Consider the following 22,043-nt stretch of genomic DNA (forward strand, 5'->3'; position numbering starts at 1 on the left):
TCAAGAGGGTCATTATATTTCGCGGAATAACATCATTTGGTGACGAAATAACTAAGCACTTGTCTCCTGTTTACTCCCCTGAGCTTGAGGGGTTAACATGAAGGTCATCGATAGCAGGATAATAATACAGTAAAACGCTAAACCAATAATCCAAATCCAGCCATCCCAAATTGGTAGTGAATGATTATAAATAACAGCAAACAGTAATGGGCCAATAACACCGGTTGCATTGGTAAGGCTCACCAATAATCCCTGTAAAGCACCTTGCTGATGACTCTTTGTTTGGATAGACATCACTCCCTGTAATGCAGGTAAAGCGATCCCACCACCAGCCAATAAAATTAAAACAGGGAAAACTAACCAACCTTCAGATATAAACGCTAAAAAGGCAAATGCACTACTATCTGCAATAAATCCGAGCAGTACTGCCGTTTTTTCGCCCCATTTAGTGGCTATTCTTCCTGCCACAAAGGCTTGGAATACTGAGTGTAAAAGACCAAGACCCGCTAATGAAAAGCCAACCATCATGCTATTCCATCCAAAACGATTTTCGGTAAATAGCACCCACACCGTTGCGGGAATTTGGCCTATCAATTGCGCTGAAAAATAAATAATCAACAAAATGGGCATCGTTTTAAATAAAGTGATGTATACCGAATTCGATTGCGTCTCAACCCCTACTTCGGTATCTGTATTATCACGCGTATTTTTGGTTTCACGGAACCAAAACATAACCACAAGGAAAGTGACAATATTTAGCAACGCAGCGATAAAAAAGGGACTATGCGGTGAAATCTCTCCTGCAAAACCACCAATAATAGGCCCCGCTATTAAACCAAGCCCAAAACTTGCCCCTAACCAACCGAACCACTTCACGCGTTGAGAAGCTGAGGTGGTATCGGCAATGACCGATGCCGCGACAGCCCCAGTAGCTCCTGTGATCCCTGAAAGCAAACGGCCTAAATACAGCATCCAAAGCGCACTTGAAAAAGCCAGCAATAAGTAATCCAGCGATGCGCCTATTAATGACAACAACAGCACTGGGCGCCGACCAAATCGGTCAGACATTTTTCCAAGCCAAGGAGCAAAGATAACCTGCATTAACGCATAAAGTGCAAGCAATACGCCAAAGTGGTTAGCGATATCTTCCGAAGCAATAAATTCACGTAATAACGTTGGCAAGACTGGCATGATAAGGCCAATCCCCATGGCATCGAGTAACGTAATTACCAATGCGATCTTTGTCGAACTATTCATTTCACTTTTCTCTATCACTGATAGGGAGTGGTAAAATAACTCTATCGATGATAGAGTGTCAACAAAAATTAGGAATTAATGATGTCTAGATTAGATAAAAGTAAAGTGATTAACAGCGCATTAGAGCTGCTTAATGAGGTCGGAATCGAAGGTTTAACAACCCGTAAACTCGCCCAAAAGCTAGGTGTGGAGCAGCCTACATTGTATTGGCATGTAAAAAATAAGCGGGCTTTGCTCGACGCCTTAGCCATTGAGATGTTAGATAGGCACCATACTCACTTTTGCCCTTTAGAAGGGGAAAGCTGGCAAGATTTTTTACGTAATAACGCTAAAAGTTTTAGATGTGCTTTACTAAGTCATCGCGATGGAGCAAAAGTACATTTAGGTACACGGCCTACAGAAAAACAGTATGAAACTCTCGAAAATCAATTAGCCTTTTTATGCCAACAAGGTTTTTCACTAGAGAATGCATTATATGCACTCAGCGCTGTGGGGCATTTTACTTTAGGTTGCGTATTGGAAGATCAAGAGCATCAAGTCGCTAAAGAAGAAAGGGAAACACCTACTACTGATAGTATGCCGCCATTATTACGACAAGCTATCGAATTATTTGATCACCAAGGTGCAGAGCCAGCCTTCTTATTCGGCCTTGAATTGATCATATGCGGATTAGAAAAACAACTTAAATGTGAAAGTGGGTCTTAAAAGCAGCATAACCTTTTTCCGTGATGGTAACTTCACGGTAACCAAGATGTCGAGTTAACCACCCTTTAGATTCATAAAGCGAAAATAATGCGGCTCCAACGTACCCACCTAAATGGAAACGGCGTTCACTCCAATCTAAACACGCACAACAGATTTTACGTGAATGTTTGGAAGGAACGTCAATTCCCATTTCATGAAAATATTGAATACCACTTAATGTGATCATTGAACCATTTTCAGTGATCCATTGCTGTTGACAAAGGGAATCATAGATCTTAACGGCAACTTCGCCAGCTAAATGATCATAGCAAGTACGTGCTTTTCGTAAATGCACTGGCGTGGAAACTTTGGCATGTACGCCATGGTTTAAGGAGATCCCCATCATACTTTCCATCAATTCAGCAATATCTTTTCCTGCTAGCCGAAAATAACGATGCTTGCCTTGAGCTACTACTGTGATTAGCTGGCAATCTAATAATTTAGATAAATGACTGCTCGCCGTTGAAGCTGATATATTCGCCACAGAACTTAGCTCAGTGGCCGTCCAAGCTCGCCCATCCATCAAAGCACTGAGTATTTTAACTCGTGAAATGTCAGACATAGCCGCCCCTATCGCGGCTATTGAGGACTCAAAGGTAACCTCTTTTCGTATTAAATTAGCCATCGCAAGTTCACTTTATTGCCCAAGGGAGCGTAACAGATGCAGCCATACTATCATTGTCCGTTATTAATATCAGTTGGTTAGCATGGTCACTGTATTGCACTAAAATATTAATGTTATTCTCCGCCAATACTCGTGCTATTTCGCCAAGTTCCCCCGGTTTTTCCTGTTTTAACTTACGAATTAATGGTGTCCGGATCGCAAGTACTAACAGTCCAGCTTGCTCTAGCGCTATTTTAGCTTCCTTTCCTTGTTCAACAAGAAAATGAGCATGGCATTCATCACCAACCGTAAATATCCCTCCCCCTTCCAATCCAATACCTTTATTACCTAATGTTTTTCCTAGTAATGCTAATTGTCCTATTTGATTGTCTAAAACAACGTGAACATCAAACATTATCCTTGTCCTTTTTAAATGAATATTCGCGAGTAATATGAGCAATACTAATTTTGTAAAAATCAAATATTGACTCTCGCCCTTCTTGTTGAGCTTTCGCATGTAAAACATGATTTTTCCATTGCAGAACTGCGTATTCGTTTTCCCACCAAGATAGCGATAACATTTTTCCTTCTGTAGCTAGACTTTGAAAACGTTCAATTGAAATAAAACCAGCTACATGACTTAATAGTGGTCTTAACTCCTCAGCTAAAGTCAAATAGCGAGTTTGTTGGTCGGGTTGTATTTGCACCTCAAATATTACAGCAATCATATTTTTCTCCGTTATTAATCAACAAACAGAGTAATCCACCCGAAAATTAACACTTCGATAAGCAACGAAATATAGAAAGGTCATGCTGCTGTTTTATGTTGTATATCACACTTCTTTAAATTGCTCGGCCTGCGCTTATCATGTTCTCCTTCTCTTATAATTTTGTTTATTATTTATGCTTTTTTATTTTTTGCTATCACCGAAAATAGTGCGGATCCCGCATGGTATTTAGGTTTACCCATCATTAAATACCATTGTTGTTATTTTAATCTTTTTAATATTTCATGATTAAGATCACACTAAAATTATGACCCTATTAACTAAAAGTTATGGATACCCTAATAAAACTCATTGTTAAAGATTAGTTAACCAAAGTAACTTCATTTTTCACTATTGTTAAATTGTTATAGTGAAAATTCTGGTAAACTAATAGAGGTAAAAAAATGATCCTAGATGCCAGTTATACATTATTAGTCGCATGTATCGCGCTACTCATAGGAATGTTTGTCGTAAAATTTACCCCGTTCCTACAAAAAAACCACATACCAGAAGCCGTCGTTGGTGGCTTTATTGTTGCAATTGTTCTGTTAATTATTGATAAAACATCAGGTTATTCGTTTACTTTTGATGCTTCATTGCAAAGTTTATTAATGCTCACATTCTTTTCCTCTATCGGGCTAAGTTCTGACTTTTCTCGACTGATTAAAGGAGGAAAGCCGTTAGTTCTATTAACTATTGCAGTAACGATCCTAATCGCCATTCAAAATACTGTCGGCATGAGTATGGCTGTCATGATGAATGAAAGTCCATTTATTGGCTTAATTGCAGGTTCAATTACTCTAACAGGTGGTCATGGTAATGCCGGAGCATGGGGCCCTATTCTCGCTGATAAATATGGTGTAACAGGCGCCGTTGAATTAGCGATGGCTTGTGCAACACTTGGATTAGTGTTGGGTGGTTTAGTTGGCGGCCCTGTTGCCCGTCATCTTTTGAAAAAGGTCTCTATTCCTAAAACAACCGAGCAAGAGCGCGACACTATCGTTGAAGCTTTTGAGCAACCAAGCGTCAAAAGAAAAATCAATGCAAATAACGTTATTGAAACCATTTCAATGCTGATTATCTGTATTGTTGTTGGTGGCTATATCAGTGCATTGTTTAAAGATACTTTTCTGCAACTGCCTACTTTTGTCTGGTGTTTATTTGTCGGTATTATTATCCGTAATACACTGACTCATGTATTTAAACACGAAGTGTTTGAGCCGACCGTCGATGTATTAGGTAGCGTTGCTTTATCGCTTTTCTTGGCAATGGCGTTAATGTCATTAAAATTTGGTCAATTGGCAAGCATGGCAGGGCCAGTATTAATTATCATTGCTGTACAAACTGTTGTCATGGTGCTATTTGCCTGCTTTGTCACCTTCAAAATGATGGGCAAAGATTATGATGCTGTCGTGATCAGCGCGGGTCACTGTGGCTTTGGTATGGGAGCAACACCAACAGCAATTGCGAATATGCAAACAGTCACAAAAGCATTTGGACCATCACATAAAGCTTTCCTTGTCGTTCCTATGGTCGGTGCCTTTATTGTTGATATTTCAAACAGTATCTTAATTAAAATATTTATTGAAATTGGTACATACTTTACCTAATAGCTACACACTACTCGGCGTACTTCTCCTAACAATTTATTATAGGGCAGTATGCCGAGCCGCTTTCTTACCCCGTATATTCCCCTAGTCAATCTATTTAGCTTGCACGTTTACGAATTAATTCTCGTGACAACTAAACCAAAACTTGAATTATGACGAGTATATCTGATTATTTATACTTTATTCGTTAGAATAGTCCGTAGAAATAAATAATCAGTAGGCTACATGGAATGAAATTAAGACATCTCGATATCTTTTATGCTGTAATGACTTGTGGTTCCTTAACGCGTGCGGCTGAAGTTTTACATATTTCTCAACCCGCGGCGAGTAAAGCACTCAAACATGCTGAGCAACAATTAGGGTTAGTATTATTCCAACGAATTAGAGGGAAATTATTACCAACCGATGAGGCTTTACTACTTTTTGATGAAGCAAAAGAAGTTTATCGAAATTTAGACCGCTTAAGAATATTAGCGCAAAATTTATCCAAAAACCCTCAGGGAAAATTAGCGATTGGCTGTTTACCAAGCCTAGGTTTAAACTTAGTACCTGAAGTCACCGCTCTGTTTATTAAAAAACACCCCAATATAAAATTAACGATTGGCACCCATCATACCGTCGATATCATGCAATTATTAACCCAACAAGACCTTGATATTGGTATTGGTTTCAATTTGGCTATTGAAGGCGGAATTACGGTATTACCCATCGCTGAAATCCCCCTTGTTTATGTTGATACGCAAAAACATGAAGGTCCTGTTTCATTAGCTGATATTGACCAAGATCGTTGGATACATCCAGGTTCAGACTCATTAGCGCAATTATTACAGCAATACCATGAGTTCTCGGTTTCAAATATTAGTGTGCATACCTACCACATGGCGGCTGAATTTGTTCGAGCAGGATTAGGTTGCAGTATTACTGATATTTTCTCTGCTGAGCACACATTACCAAAATCGATGATCTATCCACTCAAAGAGGATCTGCATTTAGCTGTTTCAGTTTTCCATCGTGCGGATAGACCATTGACTAAAGCGGCTCAAAACTATGTAAATACTTTGTCACTAACCCTCGAAAAAAGAAATAAAGTAGTTAACCAAAAGTTATACTCTGGCAATGAAAACTCAATTGTTTAGTTAACTTATTCGCCGTTAAATAATAACTCCTCAGTTATTATTGGTTGCGGATAATTATGAAAAAACATGTGGTGGTTATTGGTGCAGGTGTCATTGGCCTTAGTACTGCATATGCTTTAATCAAAGCGGGTCATGCCGTCACTTTATTAGAATCAGAATCTGATGTCGGCATGCAAACAAGTTTCGCCAATGGCGGACAACTTAGCTATCGCTATGTTTCGCCGTTAGCAGATGCAGGAGTACCATTACAAGGTTTAAGTTGGATGGGGAAAGATGATTCACCATTGAATTTAAAAATACAATTTTCCCTGCAACAATGGGCTTGGTTAACTCAATTCACCTTAGCTTGTAATCGCAAAACAAATAAAATTAATGGTGCTCACCAACTACGCCTCTCTTTACTCAGCCAAGAGATCATGAATATCTGGCGTAATAATGGTGATATCGGTGACTTTGCTTGGGAAAAATCGGGTAAACTAATTATTCACCGTGACCAAAAAAGCTTTAATAAAGCTTGCGAAACCATCGACAGTCAATTTCAAAAGGTTTTAAATCCGACTGAAATTACTGCCTTAGAGCCATCATTAAAGAATATTCAATCACAGTTAGTGGGCGCAATTTATGCTCCTGATGATGAAAGTGCGGACTGTTATTTATTCTGTAAAAACTTACTCCAATATTTATCAACTCAAGCAGATTTTACACTATGCTTACAACATTCTGTTGTTTCATTTATTAAAGATGATAAGCAAATTACAGGTGTTATTACTCCGCAAGGAACAATTTCTGCCGATGATGTCATTGTATGTGCCGGGAATGGAAGCAGGAAACTGCTAAAAACATTAGGTATTCATGTACCAATGCTTGGCTTAAAAGGCTATAGCCTTTCTATTCCTTATCCAGAAAAAGAACATGTGGTGCCTAAAATCAATGTAACTGATTATGGAAATAAAATTGTTTATGCAAAACTTAATCAGCAACTTCGCATCGCCGCAATGGTGGATATCGGTTATGACAAATTAGGCTTGCGTGATAACCGAATTTCCGCCTTAAAAAATATTATTAAAAACACATTCCCTGATGTAACAAATATTGAAGATGCCGAAACATGGTGTGGATTACGTCCATCAACACCAAAAGGGCCACCAATATTAGGCAAAACTGGATATAACAATCTTTGGTTAAATATTGGTCATGGTAGCTTAGGGTTTACCTTAGCCGCTGGCAGCGCTCAAATTCTCAGCCAATTAGTTTCAGGGGAAACATCTCCCATCTCTTTAACTGGATTAACGAGGTAATACCACAATATGATCAAACGTAATAATCCAAAGCCACGTTTAGCTGATAGCGTTGAATATGCAGGTTTAGTTTATTTATCAGGACAAGTTCCTAATGATTTAAATGGTGATATCACAGCTCAGACACAAGATGTACTTGCAAAAATAGATACTCTATTAGCTGCAAGTAACAGTGACAAAACACGTATTCTTTCAGCCCAAGTTTGGATCAAAAATATGGAACGTGATTTTGCTGCTTTTAATGCTGTTTGGGAATCATGGATGCCAACAGAGAATAGCCCTGCACGTGCTGCCGTTGAAGCAAATATGGCTAGAGAGCAAGTGCTTGTGGAAATCATGGTAACCGCTGCGCAACGTTAGTGCCGATTTCAATAACGATACTTTGGCCTAAAAAAGCGCTTTATATTCCATGGGCGTTTGACCTTTGCATATCACTCTCAACAGGTTAATCCCTACCTAAAAAATAACTAAGTTGCATCGTTCCCTTTAATAAAGGGTGAATGATACAACTTAGTTTAATGATTATTTTTTATATAAGCTGGCCGTTACCGAAACATCGTTTCCACTTCCTTCAGACTCAACCGAAGTAATAACAAAATATTCAGCACCTTTCTCATCCGCTTTTTGAGAGATTGCCTTTACATAATCAGCAGATACACCATCATTCATAACAACATTGACCGTGCCTGCAAATTTCAAATACAGAGATTTTGTATAATTAATTTCTGTCGCCCCAAACGCTAATGGACTTAATAATGCAAAAGATAATACAAGTATTTTTAGTTTTTTCATAATAAAGCCACCTTAACAATAATTTTTTGTTTATAAACAATAAAAAACGTTAATGACTTATATTTGTTCTGTCAATGACTACATTATCTAATTCGTTTATTCCTTTCTAGATTGAAAATATTGTTAGCTCTTAATAAACAAAAGATTACCCTACATTCTCATTTTTAAGCTTTATTATATTATTTTATTTATATAACAGCGATCACATAGAGCAGTTCCATTTAAACTCATCTACAAATGATATTTCATTATTCATTACCGACTGTCTTAAAAGCATAATGGAGAAAATGATGAAAAAAACAGTGGTACAATATTTATTAACTCGATTATACGATATAGGTGTTAGCGATATTTTTGGTGTTGCTGGGGATTATTCATTTCCAATTAATGATGCCATTTGTGAAAATAATAAAATGCGTTGGGTTGGCTGCTGTAATGAATTAAATGCAGCATATGCTGCAGATGGATATGCGCGAATAAAAGGTATAGCTGCATTATCAACAACATTCGGTGTTGGTGAACTCAGTGCTATCAATGCTATTGCGGGCTCTTACGCTGAATATTTACCTATTTTTCATTTGGTAGGTATGCCATCTAGCGGTGCACAGGAAAGTAAAAAAATTCTTCATCACTCTTTAGGAGATGGGGATTTCACTCTGTTCTATAAAATGTTTCAACCTATTAGTTGTGCGCAAGCAATTCTTACCCCTGAAAATTGTATTGAAGAAGTAGAACGGCTGATCACATACGCTTTATTTAAGCGCCAACCTGTCTATATCGGTATTCCATCCGATTATGCTGAAATGCCTATTCATACAAATAAACGGTATTCAGTATGCACTGATATTCCCCAAAATAATAATCAAAACCTAACCAAAGTTATTAATGTAATTTTAAATAAACTATTAACTAGCCAAAAAATTAGCCTACTTCCGGGAATTTTAGCTTCTCGTTTAGGATTAACCGATGAGCTTCAAACCCTAATAAATAAATCAAACTTACCTTATGCTACCATGATTATGGATAAAGGGGTACTCAATGAAACAGCATCTAATTATATGGGCATCTATTATGGACATTTAATAAATACCCCTGTTAGTGAATATATAGAAAGCAGCGATTGTATTATTAGCATCGGTGCAATGATGACGGATATGAATACGGGCTGTTTTACTGCCGCTATCCCTTCAGAATATCATATCAATATCATGCCTGATTATGTCAAAATTGGTTCTACAGTATACTCTCAGGTGTATATGAAGGATGTACTCGCTAAATTGAAAGAGCGAATTCCCTCATTTCATCAAAACCACCCTAAAGTTCAATGCTTAGATGAATCATTGTTCACCGGCTATCAATCAATATCGGCTGAATATCTATATTCTCGATTCGAAAAGATGTTTAAAGAAAATGATATTATTTTTACTGACACAGGAACCCCATTAATGGGTTTAGTCTTTGCACAACTTCCTAAAGGGGTTCAATTCTGTAACCAAACCTTGTGGGGGTCTATTGGATGGTCTACTGCCGCCGCTTTCGGAGCGGCTTTGGCAGCACCTAAGCGCAGAGTGATCTTAATTACAGGGGAAGGGGCTCATCAGTTAACAGCACAAGAAATTTGCCAGTTTGCACGTTTTCAATTAAAACCGATTATTTTCATTATCAATAATGATGGGTATCTATTTGAGCGCTTAATATGCAAAGATCCGGAAGCTTATTACAATGATATCGCTAAATGGGATTATGAAAAATTACCCGCTGCATTAGGTTGTCATGATTGGAATTGCCAAAAGGTAACACGTTGTAATGAACTTGATATCGCCATCAATCATGCAGAGTCATCCCCTTTTGCATCCTACATTGAAGTGGTCACTGATAAATACGTTGCACCTGAGCTTGCACATAAATTACGGGGAGCATTAGATTCGTTATACTCTTCTTAATATGAAATAACTATTATGATAAGAACTGGCAGCTGGTTATTAAACAATCAAAACCTTGCCAGTTTTTGCATTAGTCATTTTCTTTTTGCCTTATTTTTGTGCAATGTTCTCCTCTTAAAAAACGCCAAGCTAGAAGCATGATAAAAAGCATTAATTATCAATTAGTTATTTCATTTAATTGTTATTTCAAATCGAAATTTAAAAAATTATGATTAACATTTATCTTGGAATAACTCAAATTTTCATTTAGGTATGTAGGCTTAATATGGTATAACCGATTATTAAGAGAAATTTAATGGTTATATAATTTAAAAAAGAATAATATTCATACTTAAGCGAGATACGAATGATTACTGAGTCACGTTGTGTTTTTTCTGAAGGCAGTGTTACCCTCCCCGATGGATATAAAGAACAAACCGTCAATATCCTGATTTCCCCCACAGGGAATGCGGTTAACATTTCTCGGGATGACAAACCCGCTGATGAAACCTTTGATGACTATGTCGCTCGTCAAAAGCAGCTGTTACAACGCTCCCTGAAAGATTGGCAACTCCTTGAAGAAAAGCCCTCTGTACTGGGACTCGACGGCATTCACGGCTATCTCATCAGCTCACGCTATCGTCCCAACAAAAAACAGCAAGTCTATCAAATTCAGGCTGTTTACCCTTTCAGTGATACCCAAACCCTGATTTTTACAATGTCATCCCCCAACGCCTTTAACGATAAGCAATGGGCGTGGATGAACACCCTCCTGCTTAGCTTTCAACCAAGAGGGTAACCACCATGCCAGAAGCCGCCAGAGTCGGTGATATCATCGGTCATTCAAAATCGATGTGGGGAATGCTCATCGGTACGGTATTAGGGGCAGCTATTGCCATAGGAGGCGCAGTCATCTCTGGTGCCTTGATGGGGATTGGCATTGGAACAAGTTATGTTGGTATCGGCTTTTTTGCTATTGGAGCTTCAGTAGCAATTGGGTATGGCACAGCTAAGCTAGCGGAATGGGCACGGGATAAATGTGTTGAAACGGGATCTAAATCCTTAAGCCCCTGCGGGGAAATCAAAACCGGCTCTCACAATGTACGAATTAACGGTAAGGCCGCCGCCATTTCCACTCGCAGTGACGTCAAGTGCGATAAGGAAAATAGTCTGCGTCAAATGGCACAAGGCTCTGACTCGGTGTATATCAATGGATTCCCTGCTTCTCGGGTCGGTGATAAAACCACCTGTGATGCCACGGTGATGGAAGGCTCCCCCAATGTCCGGATTGGTGGGGGGACACAAGCCACTGAAGATATAGAGCCTGAAATTCCGTCTTGGGTCACTACGGCCTCTGATTTAACCATGTTATTTGCGGGATTTTTAAGCTTTGGTGGAGGAGTGGCGAAAGGCCCCAGCGCGGTGGCAAAGCTGTGGAGCAAATTACCAGGCAGCGCCAAAATTAGCCGTTTCTTCTGTCGTTATGGAACGGTACTTACAGCGATGAGCATGGCAATCCCCGCAATCGGCATACTCACTCGCCCTGTGGAGGTGATTGGTGGGCAGAAAGTATTAAACGGCGAGGATGAGCTGGATTTTATCTATGAGTCTGAATTACCGCTTCACTGGCAACGCAACTATTTAAGCAGTTATTGTTATGAGGGTGTATTGGGTCGAGGCTGGAGTTTCTTTTGGGAAACCCAATTGATTAAAACCGAAGACGGCTTTGTTTGGCAAAACCTGTCGGGTGACATCCTTCCGTTTCCAGACATCCCACTAGGGTATCGTAGCTTTTGTGAGGCTGCCCAAGGCTGGATGATCCACAATGACGATGACAGTTGGACGTTTCAGGATGCAGGTGAACTGCGTTATCATTACCCCCCTTTTGATACCGAAGGTCGCAGCCGCTTAAGCCACGTCATAGATAATGTCGGTAATGAGCAACGTTTCCACTACAACGAACAGCATCAACTCATTCACATTACCGGTTGCGGTGACCTGAATATCGTTTGTGAATACCAATCCTTTCCGTTTGAAGAAAAAACGGTATCACGTCTCACAGCCGTGTATCAGGTAAACGCCAATCAAGCTCGTCGCCGTCAATGTGCTTATTTTTATAACGAACACGCCCAACTGGTACGTGTCGAACAGCACACAGACCACCCTTACCGCCAATTTGGTTGGACAGATGCTGGCATCATGGCGTGGCATACGGATAAATATGGTTTACGCAGCGAGTACCGTTGGGAACTCTCCGACGATAACCTGTGGCGTGTGATTGAAAACACAACCAGCGAAGGGGAAAGCTACCGACTGGAATACGATGATATCCATCTCACACGCACCGCTTATTGGCATGATGGCTCTACCTCATTTTGGCAACTCAATGATAACTATCAAATCATTCAGTACACTGACCGAACAAGCATCAAAACCGAACTCTTGTGGGATGAGTTTGGGCTACCTTGCGGTTGTCGCAACGCCGAAGGACATACGCAAACCAGTGAATGGGATGAGTTAGGACGATTACTCAGTTTAACCGATGGTAATGGCAACCAAACCCGCTGGCAATACCAAAATGAACGTGACCGCCTTATTGCTGTCTTTTGGCCTGATGGCTCTGAATCACGTTTAGAGTATGACCGTTTTGGACGGTTAATCAAAGAAATCTCTCCACTGGAGCAAACGACCGAATACCGCTATGACTTTAAAACTACACTGCGCCCCACCGTCCGCATTGATGCCAAACAGGGGCGCAGCGAGTTCCTCTGGACAAAACGCGGACAATTACTGCGTCATACCGACTGCTCTGGCAAGCAGCACTACTGGCATTATGATGATGAAGGTCGTTTGGTTTCTCACACTAACGCCTTACATGAAGCCACAGAGTACCACTACGATAATGCAGGACACATCACGCGCATTGTGTTGCCGGATAATTCTACCGTTCAATTGGCCTGGAATGCCGCGGGGCTCCTCACCCATCACCAACGCAATGACAATACCCCGCGTCAGTGGCAATACAACGCCTTCGGTCGCGTCACAACGGAAATCGATAAACTCGCTCGACATATTCATTACCATTACAATGCTGAAGGCGTATTAATTTCAATTGAAAACGCCAATGGCGGACGTTACCTACTCAACCGTGATGCCGAAGGCCGACTCATCGAGGAAATCCGACCGGATGATACGCTGCTTCAATATCGCTATAACAGTTTCGGACGTTTAGCCGAGGAAACTCGTTTAGGCGACCGCGTGTTCCCTTCCCCAGCTCGCACGGTGTTGTTACAGTATGACCCCGCGGGTAACCTTGTTCAACGGGAAACATTAACTGATAGCTATCAATACCAGTGGGATAGCCTAAACCGCCTGTTGGTGGCGTCGAGGCAACCGAATCAACTCGGTCTTGAAATGGGCTTGCAAGCGAACCAAGTTCACTTTACCTACGACGCACTTGGGCGTATTACCCGTGAACAAACGGGCGATGATATCGTCGAATTTGCTTACGATGAACTCAATAACCTGAGCCGTCTGACGTTACCTCAAGGTGATAGCCTAAACTGGCTCTATTACGGTTCAGGGCATGCCACTGCCATCAATCACCTTGTCGACGGCACCCCGCACTTAATCACCGAATTTGAACGCGATGACCTGCACCGTGAAATCAGCCGTACCCAAGGTGCTCTAACCCAATATCGACAGTACGATAAGCTGGGACGGACGATAAGTACCTTCAGCTCACGCAATAAACCGCATCCACTCAACGGCATTGCCTCATCACGAAAATGGTTCTATGACGAACAAGATAACCTTGGCGCGATGGAAGACCATTATCGGGGTTGGGTGGAATACCTGTATGACTCTGAGCAGCGACTGAAAAAAGTCTCCAGTGGCGAAAACATGGATGCCATGCTGTTCTATGACCGTGCGGATAATCTGTTAGAGCGTCCTCAATCAGAAATCGAGGCTCAAACGCCATCAATGCCTGCCCTAAGCCCACAAGGGGATAGGCTACTTCAATTTCAAGGCTGGCAATATCGCCATGATGCCTATGGTAACGTGATTTCACGCGGGCACCCTAACCAAGCCAAACAAACTTATCAGTATGATGGGGATAACCGTTTAGTTATCGCCCAAACCAGCGACATGAAAGCCCAATATCACTACGATGCACTGGGTCGTCGCATTCATAAAGTGGTTGAGTCACGGGCTTACGGCACACTGAAACGACATGAAACCCATTTTGTGTGGCAAGGGCTACGGTTGCTGCAAGAGCAGGATATCAATACGGGTAAATGTCAGACCTATTGCTACGAAGAGCACGGCAGCTATACCCCACTCGCCGTCATCGTGAAGCAACCCGCCGGCTACCGTTATTACTGGCACCACTGCGACATTAACAGCGCCCCACTCGACGTCACCAACGAACAAGGCAATACGGTGTGGTCAGGGAAATATGAGCGCTTTGGCTTTGTTCGCAGTAGCCCATTGAGTTTCTACTCTGACCCCGAACGCAAGATGGAGTCCTTTGAGCAGAACTTACGCTATGCTGGACAATATTTTGACAATGAAACCGGATTGCATTTTAATACGTTCAGATTCTACGACCCACAGATAGGCCGTTTTATCATGCCCGACCCAATTGGGTTGCTGGGTGGGATGAATCTGTATGCTTATGCGCCTAATCCGATGTCATGGGTGGATCCTTTCGGATTAATGACCTTATACCGAGGCATGAATATTAGCGAATATGAGAGCTTGATGAAAACTGGCACTTGGACTTCACCACCGAATGCATTAGAAGGTAAATGGTTTGCTACAACATATGACAATGCTGTTATTTGGGGTAACAAAATGGGGCATGGAGGTGATACATTTAAAGTTGTACAAATAAATGTACCAGATGAAATTGCTAAAAAATGGCATTTTGACCCTCATTTAGATAGTATTGGTCCAGCTAGATTTGCCACATTAGATGATCTTAATAATTCTAATGTGAAAATAACTTGGAGTAAAAATGTTACAGCGAAAGGAAACCAAAGATGCATTTAGTAAAAATAAAATGGGTACAAAAAAAAGATGGCGGTCGAACAAGACCTCCAGATGTAGGTCGATATTATGCTGTATCAAGATTCCCCGAAGATACTACTTGGCAAAATAATGCTTGGAGTGTAGTTTTTGATATACATTCCACAAAATCAGAAAATAATGAATTTATAAGTGAGGCTAGTGTTGATTTCTTAATGGATAACGCACCGAAAGAACGCATGGAACAACATAGTACTTTTGATATATACGAAGGACCCAAAAAAGTAGCCACCGTTTTTTTAAAATAATATATGATTACGTTACCTGAGTTACAGTGACCATTGCTTAGCTAACCTGAGTTCGGGATAAGAAAAACAGTGAACTAAAAGTGGATTCTGTGAGCAGATCTTTCTACCCAAAAGTGACTGTTCACTAAGAAACCTGCTATGCATAAAAATCGGGGAGCAGGTAAACTGTATCGAGATAAACCTGAAACCCTATTGCTACGAAGAACACGCCAGCTATTATATCCCACTCGACGTCACCAACGAACAAGGCAATACGGTGTGGTCAGGGAAATATGAACGTTTTGGTTTTGTTCGCAGTAGTCCATTAAGTTTCTACTCCGACCCAGATCGCAAGATGGAGTCCTTCGAGCAAAATCTACGCTATGCTGGACAATATTTTGACAATGAAACCGGATTACATTTTAATACGTTCAGATTCTACGACCCACAGATAGGCCGATTTATCATGCCTGACCCAATTGGGTTATTGGGTGGGATGAATCTGTATCAGTATGCAGTAAACCCAATGAAACTGATTGATCCTTTGGGACTAGCTGTAGAACAAATACCTTATGGTGAAGGGTTAAGCCAAAGTGTAATAGACCAGCGTATTTTAGACGGTAATTTTAATGCCAAAGGAACAAACTATGCGGCTATAAGCTACACGAAAGACGGAAAAAATTATATAGATGTAGTAAAAAATGATCCTGGTTTTTTTACACTCTGAAGAGAAATTAATAGCTAAGTATGCGAATAAGCCAGGGATTACCATTAACGAGGTTTTTTCGGAAAGGCACCCTTGCACTAGTTGAAATCCGCTTGTGAATAAATATTCACCAAAAAATACTTATAGCTTTAATTACAGTTCTTCAGGCAGAAAAGATTTACAACATAATCTAAATAATATCAAAAAAACATGTTAGGTGAAATATGCCATATCTTACAGAAACATTAGAATCTAAGTTGATTGATATTAAAAATATCATTCATTATCAAAAAAAAATAAAAGATTTAGAGGATAAAGTAGATTTACTTCCTTCTTAATACAAATTATAACTTTAAATTTTACAAACCAACTTATTTTTTAACACATTCAAATAAAAATTACATTATATTTGGTGAGGACTTAAGTGGTTATTTTTGTTTTAAAGAAATTGACGGGAAAATATTTTATGCATACTCCCCAAATGAAAATGTAAAAATATTATTTTGTAATAGTAATATTAAACTATTTGTATCTTTTTATAATGTGTTTTTAAATCAAGTCGTAACTAACTATTCAGTTGATAAAGAATTTGATCCTGAACGAATCAATTTATTTTATAATGAGATTGATTTTGATGCTATGAAAGATGAAGAATATTATTGGGTTACAAAAACCTATGAACTAGAAGAAGGTTTTTTCCCCTTAAATGATGAAAGAGTCAGTTTTTATAAATCATTATAATATTGGTAATACCATCATTTTACTTATCATTGTGATAGTAACAGTGCCCCACTCGACCTCACCAACGAACAAGGTAACACAACGGTAATGTGAGGTGAAAAAACGGGGCATGGTGGTGATTTCCGTGTCATTCAATTCAATGTACCTGATAATATAACTGATGCTGCTTATAAAACCCCTCGATTGGATGGAATATGAAAAGCTAGATTTATAGAAAATACAGTCCTCAATGAGGCAAAAATTAAACCTAAATGGAGTAAATACATACATCAACCAACTTGCTAAAATAGAGGGGAAAATGGAAACTTCAAAAAAAATGTCAAGATTCACTGGACACCAGTGCAACAAGGTGGAAAAAAATCACTCCCCCTGAATTTAAAATATTATGTAATCACTGAACCAATGAGAGGTAAAAGTGGTGATATATCATCTTGGTCAGTAGTGCTAAATATTAAAAGTAATGAACAGGTCGATTCCTACCAAAGAATAGGTTTAGGTGAAGCCTATTTTTTAATGGAAGATGCACCTAGTTTTTTACTCAATTCCGGATTTATAATAAATATTTATGAAGGGCCTAAACTAGTTGGTACAGTTGAAGTTCTATAATCTATCGTATTAATTACTAGTTCCTAATAACGCACTGTGAATGGACATGATGATGCACTCGGTCGCCTTATTCATAAGGTGGTTGGATCACAGGCTCACGGCAAACCAACACGACACGAAACCCATTTTGTCTAGCAAGGACTACGGTTACTGCAAGAGCAGGATATCAATACCAGTAAACACCAAACCTATTGCTACGAAGAACACGGCAGCTATACCCCCCTCGCCGTTATCGTGAAGCAACCCAGTGGATACCACTATTACTGGCATCACTGCGATATTAACAGTGCCCCACTTGATGTCACCAACGAACAAGGCAATACGGTGTGGTCAGGGAAATATGAACGCTTTGGCTTTGTTCGCAGTAGCCCATTGAGTTTCTACTCCGACCCAGATCGCAAGATGGAGTCCTTTGAGCAGAACTTACGCTATGCTGGACAATATTTTGACAATGAAACCGGATTGCATTTTAATACCTTTAGATTCTACGACCCACAGATAGGCCGTTTTATCATGCCTGACCCGATTGGGTTGCTGGGTGGGATGAATCTGTATCAGTATGCGCCGAATCCATTGGTATGGATTGACCCTTGGGGGTTAGCTGCTTCTGGTGATTATAAAGAAATGCCTGTCATGCCTGGTTTTCAGAAACACCATAACATTCCACAATCGATGGCAAATCATCCAGCGATTATAAGTTCAGGCTATGATATTAATAATAGTCAAAATATTACTCAATTACCATCGTCTAAAACTGCGATTGAGCAAAATCCAGAAAGGACGGTACATCGAGGGGGGCATAATAAAGCTTATGATAGTTATATTAGCAATGAGCTTGATAAGATACATGCTAATAATGCAAGCCCAGAGATAAAAAGGATGCAGATTCAAGCTCTGTCAGATGATGTAGGTAATCGCCCAAGAACCAAACAAATAAAACTTAACAATGCCTGTTAGTAGGAAGATAAAATGAGTTATATAATTTCTAGTATTACAAATACATTTAACTTACTTGAATATTGCCATAATACCTCTGTGGACTACACTCTATTCCGTGAAGGAATTAGTTTAAAAGGAAACTGTTTTCAGATTAATTATAAGGCAAAAAATAAAGCTAGCTTGAATAAAATAAAGAAAAACCATATTTTATTTACCACAGGCATTGAATTAGTTAGTTCAGAACTTCGAGAAGTTCTAGAAAAAATAGCACCAACCGAGGTTGAGTTTTTTGATACAAACATTTTTTTTGGAAATTACGTACTACATAGCTACAGTGCTATCAATGTGTTAACAAAGATAAATTGTTTTGATATGGAAAAAAGTGAATTTACATTAACTAATTTTGCCCCCCATAATCCCCAATATGCATTTTTATATACAGTACTGTTAGATGAAATACCATATTCTTTCAATATTGTAAGAAGTGAAGAAACTCCCAATACAATAGTTGTGAGTGATAAGCTAAAAATAGCTATCATTAATGCAGGGTTAAAAAATATTGAATTTTGCAAATCAATTGATTTGACCCCTAAAAATAGAAGTTCCTGTGAAACTAGTTAAATATTTGTTTTCCAATTTAATCATGATACAGCGGATGATAACCACTACTAAATGAATTGCGTCACAATCCTATAAAGATAAATAAGATTATATCAGACACATATGGATGATATTCCGGATCAATTGATTAAAATAATGCAGGAATAGTTAGACATATAGAAGGTGGCAGACAAGCAGGTACTAACGTTGAGTTGCGGGAAACCTATTTACCACCACTAAACCCAGCTGAAACAGGTCGTAAGGGAGGATCTTACACCGACATGACATTTACTGATGCTAAAGGTCGCACGGTTTACATTCAGACTGTAGACAAAGGCAAAGTCAATGGTATGACGCAGTATGAATGGGATAATGCCGTTCGAATCACCCAACAAAATCCAAACGCTGTTGTTATTACCGTGCCTAAAGGTAACACTTTACAGCCGGGAGCATTGAATGTTGACAACATGCTTGCTGGCACAGTCACACAACGCTAAAAAGGATTCTATATGACAGCTAAAGTTAAACTGCCTGGTATTGAAGTTTTTATGAGTAAAGTAGATGAAGATAACTTTTCAAAAGCCTTGGGTGATTATTTTAAAGAAATTAAATTCATTGACAATTATGTTTGGGATACTCTTGATCCCCCTGTAAGAAATTCGATTTCCTTATGTTATGGTGCAATAAATTCAAACGTTACAATCATCAATAGTGATATAACTAGTATAAGTGATTATAAAAATAACTATGTATTTCCACGCCCAAACAACGCTGGTTTTTCGGGTAGTTTCGTCGGTAAAGGATTAGTTCAATTTATTCACTCAAAGGAAGCTGATTTTGCAGCAGGATGCTTGAGAAATGGGACAATATCAGCTTCTTATAAACCAGCAGAAGACCCTGAAACAGAGGCATTCGTTAAAGGAGTTTGGAAAATCTTCAAAAAAGGAGCCAAAAAGGTTTATGCTATTAACAGGGAAACGGGTGAATTGTATCGTGACAAACCTGAAACTCGGTATTTTGCTTGGCCTGATGCTGCAAAAATTTATGATGGTACAGATGGTCGCTACTTAACAGCTACCGCATTTAATTTTTATATTGCTAAATAACAAGTATAGAAGGCAGTTTTACCTGCCATCTCAGACTGCTAACAAACATATTATGTTTGGCGGCAAGTCTAATAGGTTTTGAAAATAAATTACGAAAATCAATTTATTGATTTTCGGCTGATAACACAAAGTGGGAAAAACCACGCTTTTATCCCGCTTTGCCAACAACCTCACACGGTGTGCGACCAGACCTTTTGAATAACCCAACGCTTTTCCGATCTCATCATAAGTTGGGGGTGCCCCGTCTTCTTTGATGTATTTAACCAAATACCCACCATTAAGCCCACATTCTGATTATCAGGTTAAAGAATTATTAGGGGTTACCTAGACTTACAGGAGGCGCTCTACCTTCATATTTTTCATAACGATCAGCAGGGGCAACCCTGCTTTTCAATATTTGCCTTACAGGCATAGCCTTCTTGAAATAACAATGCACTGAGTCGTCATATTCATAAAGTGGTTGAATCACGGGCTCACGGCAAACCAACACGCCACGAAACCCATTTTGTCTGGCAAGGACTACGGTTACTGCAAGAGCAGAATATCAATACCGGTAAATGCCAAACCTATTACTGCGAAGAACACGGCAGCTATACCCCACTCGCCGTTATTGTGAAGTAATCCAGTGGATACCACTATTACTGGCATCACTGCGACATTAGCAGTGCCCCACTTGATGTCACCAACGAACAAGGCAATACGGTATGGTCAGGGAAATATGAACGCTTTGGCTTTGTTCGCAATAGCCCATTAAGTTTCTACTCCGACCCAGATCGCAAGATGGAGTCCTTTGAGCAGAACTTACGCTATGCTGGACAGTATTTTGACACTGAAACAGGATTACATTTTAATACCTTCAGATTCTATGACCCACAGATAGGCCGTTTTATCATGTCCGACCCAATTGGGTTATTGGGTGGGATAAATCTGTATCAGTATGCACCTAACCCGCTAATGTGGGTGAATCCTTGAGGATTGACGGAGGCTTTAATTTATAAAAATCCCGGACATCATGAACCCGGGTATTTACCAGGTAGACAAGTGCCATTCAATAGCTCCAAAAGCATAATACCACCTAACGCTGAAGAGCTCTTTAAACTTAGTCAGTTAGACCCTAATGACTCAAAAACGAGTTAGGTCAAAATTGGGGAAGGTAAAAAAGCTGTTTGGCATAGATTCCAAAGTAGTGCTGCTGATGGCTCAGGACCATTCCATTGGAATGGTTCAACGGATGGTGTTGATATTAGAGGCAAACCTAGAGCTATAGATCCAAGAAATGTCCCTAAGTATGCAAAAAATATGGAAGGTATAAAACCGTGCAAATGAAGACAAGACTTATAGGAAAAAAAATACTCTTGCAGTCGAATATTTTTTTGAAAATAAGGAGAAATTTATTGGCCGAGCAAAGTTTTGGATTAATGACTTATTTTTTGGAAGCTTAGACGATACAATTTTTTTTGATGGCTACTTAATCGGTGGGCTCAATGAAATTTTAAACAAAAAACACTTAAATCAAAGATATTTGCTTGATAATTATTGTTCTACTTATGAACTATTAGAAGCAGATATCTTAGACTTTAATGGTGAAGAGTATGAGTTAGCCGAAAATTTTAATGTGAATTTAGGAACTTGGTCAGATTATTTTAATATATATTCATACAAATTAACCGATGAAATTGGTGCCATTTTATGGAGATTTGTTGATACTAGTGAATCATTGAAGGATTTAATAGATTATCCTAAAAATATCTTCTATGAAGAGTTTAGATATGATGAATTACGTCATATAGTGAATGATCTAACCCTACTAAAGCTTGACCAGTAAAGAACTTTATCGTAGTTAAGCTAGAAGATATTTCAATCTTCTAGCTTAACTATACTGATACACGTGCTGATT

General features: G+C 39.4%; 22 protein-coding genes and 1 pseudogene. 18 read left to right on the plus strand and 5 right to left on the minus strand.

Translation table 11 applies throughout. The annotated features are described in order from the left end of the window. Window positions 1–51: 51 nt before the first annotated feature. A complete protein-coding gene (gene tet(B) / locus PR699_RS06615) occupies window positions 52–1,257 on the minus strand; it encodes a tetracycline efflux MFS transporter Tet(B) (protein ID WP_001089072.1) in 1,206 nt (401 codons plus the stop codon). A gap of 81 nt (window positions 1,258–1,338) precedes the next feature. On the opposite strand from tet(B), the gene tetR(B) reads away from it, so the two are divergent. Then, window positions 1,339–1,962 carry a tetracycline resistance transcriptional repressor TetR(B) gene (gene tetR(B) / locus PR699_RS06620; protein WP_000088605.1) on the plus strand — a complete coding sequence of 208 codons (624 nt, stop codon included), beginning with the start codon at window positions 1,339–1,341 and terminating at the stop codon, window positions 1,960–1,962. Here tetR(B) and PR699_RS06625 read toward each other — a convergent pair. The 3 genes from PR699_RS06625 to PR699_RS06635 are packed head-to-tail and all read right to left on the minus strand — an operon-like array spanning window position 1,940 to window position 3,333. Further along, a complete protein-coding gene (locus tag PR699_RS06625; protein WP_001284954.1) occupies window positions 1,940–2,626 on the minus strand; it encodes a helix-turn-helix transcriptional regulator in 687 nt (228 codons plus the stop codon). The genes tetR(B) and PR699_RS06625 overlap by 23 nt on opposite strands. Window positions 2,627–2,633: 7 nt before the next feature. Continuing rightward, window positions 2,634–3,020: a hypothetical protein gene (locus tag PR699_RS06630; protein WP_000460651.1), complete on the minus strand. Its 387-nt coding sequence runs from the start codon at window positions 3,018–3,020 to the stop codon at window positions 2,634–2,636. Next, window positions 3,013–3,333 (minus strand): antibiotic biosynthesis monooxygenase, encoded by a 321-nt coding sequence (locus tag PR699_RS06635; RefSeq protein ID WP_000562370.1) that lies wholly within the window; start codon window positions 3,331–3,333, stop codon window positions 3,013–3,015. Before PR699_RS06635 ends, PR699_RS06630 begins: the two co-directional genes overlap by 8 nt. 443 nt (window positions 3,334–3,776) lie before the next feature. Between PR699_RS06635 and gltS the strand changes: the two genes are divergently transcribed. From gltS to PR699_RS06655, 4 genes are all read left to right on the plus strand, one after another. Beyond that, window positions 3,777–4,982: a sodium/glutamate symporter gene (gene gltS / locus PR699_RS06640; protein ID WP_000599533.1), complete on the plus strand. Its 1,206-nt coding sequence runs from the start codon at window positions 3,777–3,779 to the stop codon at window positions 4,980–4,982. Window positions 4,983–5,212: 230 nt separating this feature from the next. Continuing rightward, complete coding sequence (locus PR699_RS06645; RefSeq protein WP_004922785.1) at window positions 5,213–6,118, plus strand: LysR family transcriptional regulator; 906 nt, start codon at window positions 5,213–5,215, stop codon at window positions 6,116–6,118. 56 nt (window positions 6,119–6,174) lie between these two features. Next, window positions 6,175–7,416 carry a D-amino acid dehydrogenase gene (locus PR699_RS06650; RefSeq protein WP_014656612.1) on the plus strand — a complete coding sequence of 414 codons (1,242 nt, stop codon included), beginning with the start codon at window positions 6,175–6,177 and terminating at the stop codon, window positions 7,414–7,416. Between the two features lie 9 nt (window positions 7,417–7,425). Further along, window positions 7,426–7,776 carry a RidA family protein gene (locus PR699_RS06655; RefSeq protein ID WP_004922788.1) on the plus strand — a complete coding sequence of 117 codons (351 nt, stop codon included), beginning with the start codon at window positions 7,426–7,428 and terminating at the stop codon, window positions 7,774–7,776. A 162-nt stretch (window positions 7,777–7,938) separates the two neighbouring features. Here PR699_RS06655 and PR699_RS06660 read toward each other — a convergent pair whose 3' ends face one another. Next, window positions 7,939–8,208, minus strand: a complete 270-nt coding sequence (locus PR699_RS06660) for a DUF1471 domain-containing protein (protein WP_004922790.1) — start codon at window positions 8,206–8,208, stop codon at window positions 7,939–7,941. A gap of 290 nt (window positions 8,209–8,498) precedes the next feature. On the opposite strand from PR699_RS06660, the gene PR699_RS06665 reads away from it, so the two are divergent. The 13 genes and pseudogenes from PR699_RS06665 to PR699_RS06730 all read left to right on the plus strand — a co-directional run bounded on the left by PR699_RS06665 (window position 8,499) and on the right by PR699_RS06730 (window position 21,971). Further along, window positions 8,499–10,151, plus strand: a complete 1,653-nt coding sequence (locus PR699_RS06665) for an alpha-keto acid decarboxylase family protein (RefSeq protein WP_014656614.1) — start codon at window positions 8,499–8,501, stop codon at window positions 10,149–10,151. A 346-nt stretch (window positions 10,152–10,497) separates the two neighbouring features. After that, complete coding sequence (locus PR699_RS06670; protein WP_014656615.1) at window positions 10,498–10,929, plus strand: DcrB-related protein; 432 nt, start codon at window positions 10,498–10,500, stop codon at window positions 10,927–10,929. Between the two features lie 5 nt (window positions 10,930–10,934). Further along, window positions 10,935–15,185, plus strand: coding sequence for an RHS repeat-associated core domain-containing protein (locus PR699_RS06675; protein WP_272572895.1), 4,251 nt, complete (start codon window positions 10,935–10,937; stop codon window positions 15,183–15,185). Next, window positions 15,176–15,469 carry a hypothetical protein gene (locus PR699_RS06680; RefSeq protein WP_004917071.1) on the plus strand — a complete coding sequence of 98 codons (294 nt, stop codon included), beginning with the start codon at window positions 15,176–15,178 and terminating at the stop codon, window positions 15,467–15,469. The genes PR699_RS06675 and PR699_RS06680 overlap by 10 nt, the downstream gene beginning before the upstream one ends. A gap of 256 nt (window positions 15,470–15,725) precedes the next feature. Beyond that, window positions 15,726–16,175 (plus strand): RHS repeat-associated core domain-containing protein, encoded by a 450-nt coding sequence (locus PR699_RS06685; protein ID WP_014656617.1) that lies wholly within the window; start codon window positions 15,726–15,728, stop codon window positions 16,173–16,175. Window positions 16,176–17,234: 1,059 nt separating this feature from the next. After that, window positions 17,235–17,501 (plus strand): hypothetical protein, encoded by a 267-nt coding sequence (locus tag PR699_RS06690; protein WP_014656619.1) that lies wholly within the window; start codon window positions 17,235–17,237, stop codon window positions 17,499–17,501. A gap of 234 nt (window positions 17,502–17,735) precedes the next feature. Next, window positions 17,736–18,458, plus strand: a complete 723-nt coding sequence (locus PR699_RS06695) for an RHS repeat-associated core domain-containing protein (protein WP_237713175.1) — start codon at window positions 17,736–17,738, stop codon at window positions 18,456–18,458. Between the two features lie 12 nt (window positions 18,459–18,470). After that, complete coding sequence (locus PR699_RS06700; protein WP_014656621.1) at window positions 18,471–19,061, plus strand: DUF1629 domain-containing protein; 591 nt, start codon at window positions 18,471–18,473, stop codon at window positions 19,059–19,061. A 191-nt stretch (window positions 19,062–19,252) separates the two neighbouring features. Beyond that, on the plus strand, window positions 19,253–19,537 hold the full coding sequence (locus PR699_RS06705; RefSeq protein WP_151207812.1) for a type IV secretion protein Rhs: 285 nt from the start codon (window positions 19,253–19,255) through the stop codon (window positions 19,535–19,537). Window positions 19,538–19,549: 12 nt separating this feature from the next. Next, on the plus strand, window positions 19,550–20,146 hold the full coding sequence (locus PR699_RS06710) for a hypothetical protein (protein ID WP_014656623.1): 597 nt from the start codon (window positions 19,550–19,552) through the stop codon (window positions 20,144–20,146). A gap of 456 nt (window positions 20,147–20,602) precedes the next feature. Then, entirely contained in the window at window positions 20,603–20,767 is a 165-nt protein-coding gene (locus tag PR699_RS06715; RefSeq protein ID WP_225829627.1) for a hypothetical protein, read from the plus strand. Window positions 20,768–20,797: 30 nt separating this feature from the next. Continuing rightward, a pseudogene (locus tag PR699_RS19675) lies at window positions 20,798–21,118 on the plus strand (RHS repeat domain-containing protein); the annotation flags it as partial. Window positions 21,119–21,668: 550 nt separating this feature from the next. After that, complete coding sequence (locus PR699_RS06730; protein ID WP_014656625.1) at window positions 21,669–21,971, plus strand: hypothetical protein; 303 nt, start codon at window positions 21,669–21,671, stop codon at window positions 21,969–21,971. The last annotated feature ends 72 nt before the right edge of the window (window positions 21,972–22,043 follow it).

It is taken from the genome of Providencia sp. PROV268 (assembly GCF_028477805.1).
Lineage (GTDB): Bacteria > Pseudomonadota > Gammaproteobacteria > Enterobacterales > Enterobacteriaceae > Providencia > Providencia stuartii.